Origin of the sequence: Robiginitalea sp. (assembly GCF_049588695.1) — a bacterium.
GTDB lineage: Bacteria > Bacteroidota > Bacteroidia > Flavobacteriales > Flavobacteriaceae > Robiginitalea.
In genome coordinates this window covers 1-5,311 of the sequence record NZ_JBAVZJ010000545.1, presented here as the reverse complement: position 1 = coordinate 5,311, position 5,311 = coordinate 1, and the positions used below count along the sequence as shown (strand labels likewise).

Annotated in this window: 5 protein-coding genes; 1 reads left to right on the top strand and 4 read right to left on the bottom strand. The window is 48.4% G+C overall.

What is annotated here, in order from left to right; all coding sequences use genetic code 11:
- On the bottom strand, window positions 1-788 hold a 788-nt coding region (locus WBV75_RS12565), incomplete at its 3' end, for a lysostaphin resistance A-like protein (RefSeq protein ID WP_424120935.1).
- On the bottom strand, window positions 779-1,831 hold the full coding sequence (locus tag WBV75_RS12560; protein ID WP_424120934.1) for an o-succinylbenzoate synthase: 1,053 nt from the start codon (window positions 1,829-1,831) through the stop codon (window positions 779-781). The genes WBV75_RS12560 and WBV75_RS12565, both read right to left, overlap by 10 nt.
- Window positions 1,832-1,880: 49 nt before the next feature.
- Between WBV75_RS12560 and WBV75_RS12555 the strand changes: the two genes are divergently transcribed.
- Window positions 1,881-2,672, top strand: coding sequence for an SDR family oxidoreductase (locus WBV75_RS12555; RefSeq protein ID WP_424120933.1), 792 nt, complete (start codon window positions 1,881-1,883; stop codon window positions 2,670-2,672).
- Here the strand turns inward: WBV75_RS12555 and WBV75_RS12550 are convergent.
- Window positions 2,669-3,349, bottom strand: coding sequence for a metal-dependent hydrolase (locus WBV75_RS12550; protein WP_424120932.1), 681 nt, complete (start codon window positions 3,347-3,349; stop codon window positions 2,669-2,671). The genes WBV75_RS12555 and WBV75_RS12550 overlap by 4 nt on opposite strands.
- A gap of 23 nt (window positions 3,350-3,372) precedes the next feature.
- The coding region (locus tag WBV75_RS12545) for a sensor histidine kinase (RefSeq protein ID WP_424120931.1) at window positions 3,373-5,311 on the bottom strand (1,939 nt) is incomplete at its 5' end.

Genomic DNA, 5,311 nt, shown 5'->3' with positions numbered 1-5,311 from the left:
GCATCCCAACTCAGTCCGGGCTCTGCGATATCTTTGAGAATGGAATCCGTTTGGAAGGCGGTCCAATCTGCCGTTACCAATAGCGCCGTTACCAAATTATTGGCGGCATGAAACCCCAGGGCCAGTTCCATGCCCTCGTCCATCAGGGTAATTATTCCCAGAAAAAGTCCGGTCCCAATATAGAAAACCATAATCCCGGGGCCCAATTTTTCAACTTCGGGATTTCCTAAATGCATTAACCCAAAAATTGCGGAGGTTACCACCAGGGGTACCCAGCGGTTCTTAAAAATAATACCCAATCCCTGCATCATATGCCCGCGGAAAAGGTATTCCTCAAAACTGGTTTGGAGGGGAATGAGCAGAATAGCGACTACCGCCAGTTTTAAAAAGGCCGGCCAGTTCAAGTTCAGGACATAGCTTTCGGGAGACGTAATATAGTCCAGCAGGGTGAGGCCTGCTGTAAGAGCGCCCCAAAGGACAAAAGCAAAGATAATCCGGTTCCAGTCGATTTTTTCCCGGGCCGTGGTCAGGGAACGGATAGACTGGGGGTGCACCAGTTTCGTCCATCCAAGCACCACAAAGAGCCCTATGGCCAGGGGCAACAACAACAAAATAAGGACGGTATTGTTACCGAGCTGGGCGATCAAATCGGCCATCATATCCTCCACACTATCCGAAGCGTTTATCGTCATAATGTAATTCCAAATCATAAAGCCGATAAACCCTACCGGTAAGACAAGGTATTTCCAAAGCCCCAGGTCTCCCCTGTACCCCTGTTCTATGTACATAATTTATAAATCTTTTGAATATCCCATGACCTCCCCGTATTGTAGTGCAGGCTACCCTTTCGGACCTGCAGGGGGCTCTTGAAATTATTTGTAAATAAACTGCCCGTTCCCAACCCCTGTGGCATGTCTACCCCCAGGGTTGAGGTCCACTGGGCAATGGCATTGAGGCCGATGTTACTCTCCAGAGCGCTGGTCACCCACCATCCGCTATTGTGTTCTTCAGCAAGTCGAATCCATTCCTCGCTGCCCGAATATCCTCCCACCAAACTGGGTTTGAGGATTATGTATTGAGGGCGGATGGTCTTCAGCAATTCCGATTTGGCTTCCGACTTTAAACATCCGATCAACTCTTCATCCAAAGCAATGGGCAGGGGTGTCCTGGCGCAGAGTTCCGCCATTTGATCTATTTGCCCGGCGCCAATAGGTTGTTCAATAGAATGCAACTCCAACTCCGAAAGCTCTTTTAACCGATCCAGGGCTGATTCAACGGGGAAAGCCCCATTGGCATCCACCCGGATTTCAAGGTCCCCCGCACTGAATTCACGACGTATTTCCTCAAGCATACCGAGTTCCTCCTGAAAATCCAAAGCCCCGATCTTTAACTTCAGGCAGGTAAAGCCTTCTTCGAGCTTTGCGGTCACCTGTTGTTGCATAAAACTGAGATCCCCCATCCAGATGAGCCCATTGATCGGCAATGGCTCCCCTTTTAAAAAGGGTGCTTCTTCATGAAGGATAAACGGATTAGAGGACGCTAAGGAGCGAATCGCCTGCTCCATACCGAATACAATACTCGGGTACGCCCCAAATGCGATCCAGGGTTCAGGCTTTCCGGATTCCAGGGCCCGGCAGGCCCGATGAAGTTGAGTTTCATAATCGGGCACATCATCCCAACTGAGCCCCCTGAAAAGACCCGCTTCCCCTATTCCCATCCGATCCTGGTCTTCCAATACAATGAAATAGGTGTCTTTTTGGGTGAGTACACCCCGGGAAGTGCCTCCGGGTCGCTTGAAATCGAGGGTGTATTTTAAGAAGGATGCTTTCATACAGGCCCTCAAATTTACGTATATTTTCCATCCGAAACAGCGGATAGTAATGGAAGTAAAGAATAAGGTAATTTGGATTACGGGGGCCTCTTCGGGGATTGGTAAATCCCTGGCCCTTTTGGCGGGTCAAAAAGGAGCCCGACTCATCCTATCAGGAAGAAATACGGCCCGGTTAATAGAGGTTCAAAATGCTTTGCCCAATCCCGAATGTGCGCACATACTTCCTATGGATCTGGGCGATATAGAGTCTTTACAGGAATGTGTAAGGCAGGCACTCGGTTTTTTCGATGGCATTGATATTCTGGTAAACAATGCAGGTATTAGTCAGCGATCCCTCATTGCGGATACCCATATGGAGGTCTATGAAAGACTGATTCAAGTAAATTATTTGGGTACGGTAGCCCTCTCCAAAGCACTACTCCCCCACTTTACAGAGGCGCAAAGCGGACATTTTGTAGTCGTGACGAGCCTGATGGGGAAATTCGGATCCCCATGGCGCTCGGGGTACTGTGGTGCAAAACACGCCCTGCACGGTTTTTTTGACGTGCTGCGTATGGAGCACCAGAAGGATAATATTGCCGTGACCTTAGTCTGTCCCGGTTTTGTCAATACGGACGTCGCCAGGAACGCGCTTACAGGGGATGGCTCTGCCCAGACCCGTCAGGATCAAGCCACGGCCCGGGGCATGGATCCTGGTCGTTTTGCCCAGAAAATGCTCAGGGCCATCGAAAAACGCAAAATGGAAGTTTATATAGGGGGGAAAGAGGTATCTGGAGTATACATGAAACGGTTTTTTCCACGGTTACTGCACAAACTGGTCTTGCGGAGCAAAGTAGTCTAAAGCGTGAGAGCCTCTCCTATTTCCGGCAACAGGAGTGTTTTCCCACCCTCCTGAAAAGTTTTGATTGCGGCATCCGTATCAATAGTGATATAACCGAAGGTATTGTAATGCACCCCCATCACCCGGTCGCAATCCACAAAGCCAGCCGCCAGGAGCGCATCCGATACACCCATCGTAAAATTATCCCCAATAGGCAGAATGGCTAAATCCAGTTTTCCGTAGAACGGAATGAGTTTCATATCTGCGTGCAGGGCGGTATCGCCTGCGATATAAACCATCTTCCCCCCGGATTTTAACAAAAATCCGCCGGGTTGCCCCCCATAAGTTCCATCGGCAAACGAAGACGTGTGCACGGCATTGACATATTTTAACCAGCCAAAGTCAAAATCCCGGGCTCCTCCATGGTTCATGGGATGACCCTCAAAGCCCTTATTCTGATAATACGTCACGATCTCGTAATTGCTGATAATGGTTGCCTGAGTCCTGCGGGCAATAGCCTCCACGTCCAAAACGTGATCCTGATGGGCATGGGTGAGCAATATAACATCGGGGTTCAGGTCCTGGATATCCACCTTTCCGGCGGCCAGTTCATTACCCGTGATAAAAGGGTCTACAAGAACTCTGTGTGTATCGGTTTGGATGTCGAGGGCAGCGTGCCCGAGGAAGGTAATTTTCATGGGAGTTTCCGTTTCTCCCAAATTTATTTAAAATTGAACCAAAAACGAACCCCTTCGGCTGTTTTATCGATATTAAGAGTGGACTGCAACTGGTTGACCAACCTTTTGATAAGGCGTATTCCCATGGAGTTTTCCGACCGGCTTTCAGAATCCTCGGGAAGCCCGACCCCGTTATCCGTGTATTCGAAAAACCCGCCTTCTTTCGTGTTTTGAATATGAATATAAATTCTCCCGTTTTCAAAATCCTCAGGAAAGGCATACTTAAAAGAATTTGATACGAGTTCATTGAGTATCAAACCTATAGGTATGGCACGGTCAATATCCAATTCAACACCTTCAGCGTCAATAGTGATGTTGATGCTATGGCCCCCTTTTCTGAAAACAGATTGAATACTGTTGATCAGGCTTTCGATATACCCCTGCATTTCGATGACCGAGAGGTCGTCGTTCTGATAGAGTTTCTGATGGATCAGCGCCATAGCCTTAACCCGGGTTTTACCTTCCTCCAATGCTTCAATGGCAGCTTTACTCCGGGTATTCTTGGTTTGTAAACTCAGCAGGCTGGAGACCATTTGCAGGTTGTTCTTTACCCGGTGGTGAATCTCCTTGAGGAGGGAGTCCTTTTCCACCAGCGAATTCTCGATAATCCGTTTTTGTTCAGCAATCAGGCGCTGATTCTTAATACTCTTCAGATAGGCATACACCAAACCTGCAAAACCAAGGAGGGTAAAAACCAGGGAGATAAATACCAGGTTAATCCGCATATCCTGGGCCTCCATAACTTCGCGTCCCTGGGCGAGCATAAGTTCCTGCTCCTTATTCTTTAATTTTTCCTTTTCGAGTTCTTCACTCGCTACAATAGTCACCAATCGCTCCTTTTGGTTAAAAGCTTCAAGGGCATTGATGGAATCCTGCAGGCGCATGGCGTTTTTCAAATAAACCGCCTCCCGCCCGGAGTCCCCTGTGGCCTTGTAATAATCGGCAAGCATCCTGTTGCGACGTATCTGCAATTCCGGTTGAGATGTATCGAAATCCCCCGTCAGGTATTGCCGCGCTTTCCGGTAATTCCCCAGGTCCAGATAGGCTGAAGCCAGGGCCAGAATATTTATGGCCTTTTCATCCTTGTAGGCCTCGGAAGACAAAGAACTGAGGACCCCAAGGCTGTTTTCCAGATAAGGGAGGGCTTCCTCCTGTTCGTTCTGAAGGATGTGGGCTTTCCCAATATTCCCCTCAACCACGGCCTTTAAAAGACTTGCATTATCAATTTCCTCCCGCGTGCGCACCTGGTTGATGTCATTTACAAAAACGACAATATATCCCTGTGCCTTCTTAAAATAAGTCATGGCAGTAGCCGAGGACTTTTCACTGAGCAGGAATTGCCCGATCTGATTGTTGTAAACGGCCTGTTGATAAAAATCCGATGAATCTACGGTCTTCTTAACCTCTTCGATATATTGTTCCATCGCCTTGCGATGCAGTCCCAAATTGGAGTAGATATCGTAAAAACTGACGTCTTCTGATATTCCAAATTGGCGTTTGCGCTCACGGATCTCGATTTGCTTATCGAACTGCCTGAGCTTCCCGTAATTCTCATCCATCAGGTTCAGCAGCCTCTGCAGGCTGAGTGTATCCATGGATTCAAGCTCGGGATAAAGCTCCTGGCTCAGGGAGGAAGCGCGTTTATAGTTTCCAAGATCGTAATACAGCTGGGCGCGAATCAGGTGGTAGGTACGAATGGCAGCAGAATCCTGTTGTTGAATAGCCGAACTCAAATCGGCATTTATGCGATCCAGCCAATCGTACGCAGAATGAAAAGTGTACCGGTCACTGGTCTGGTAGAAATATGACAGTTTTTCCTCTGCTGTTTCTTTCTCGCTGTAGGTCTGCAAAAATGATTCCCCAGGCATGGCAAAGTCCTGCCCTATTCCACGTGCCGGGAATGCAAGTCCTGCCAGAAAACAT